Genomic DNA, 791 nt, shown 5'->3' on the forward strand with positions numbered 1-791 from the left:
GTTCTTCGATGACCCGCGCCTGTGCGGTGGCACCGACCCGGGCCTGAGCCAGGCCTGGAGCTGCAACGTGCCGGGCTTCGGCAGCCTGATCATCGGCCAGCAGGGCATCAAGACGCGCGCAACGCAGGTGCTGCTGTCGGCACAGAAGCCGTTCACCAAGGAAAGCGGCTGGGGCACCTCCATCGCCTACACCTGGACCACCGCACGCCACAACCGCGACATCAATGAGAAGTACGCGTTCGACCGTGGCCTGATCGAGGACTACCCGACCATCCGCTCCAACGGCGCACCGCGTCACCGCCTGGTGCTCACCGGTTCGTATGCCGGCTTCTGGGACATCACCTTCGGCGGCAAGATCACCCTGGCCACCCCGACCGCGGTGAACGACTGGTACCCGGTCACCCAGTCGACCGGCTTCGACCTGCCGACCCCGGGCGCCGCGGTGCCCAATGGCAACGGCAAGTTCCTGCTCGGTGGCAAGATCTTCGGCTACCGTTCGGTCGACCTGCAGGCCACCAAGACGTTCAAGATGCCGGGCGATACCGAGCTGTATGCGCGTATCGACATCATCAACGTCTTCAACTTCGACAACTTCTCCAACTACAACTACACCAAGTCCAACGGCAAGTTGCTGGCCAGCTACAACGAGACCGGCGATATCGTCGGTACGCCGCGCCAGGTCAAGGCGGAAGTCGGCTTCCGCTTCTGATTCCTGCAATACCCGGCATCGTCCAAAGGGACGGTGCCGGGCAGTACCGCCGACCGGCTTGGGCCGGCCGGCGGGACTGTAC

1 pseudogene is annotated in these 791 nt (G+C 64.2%); it reads left to right on the forward strand.

Annotation, left to right across the window (positions count from 1 at the left end):
* Positions 1-709 (forward strand): annotated as a pseudogene (locus AC1DQP_RS21125) (hypothetical protein); the annotation flags it as partial.
* Between the last annotated feature and the right edge of the window lie 82 nt (positions 710-791).

It is taken from the genome of Stenotrophomonas sp. P5_A8 (genome assembly GCF_056400545.1).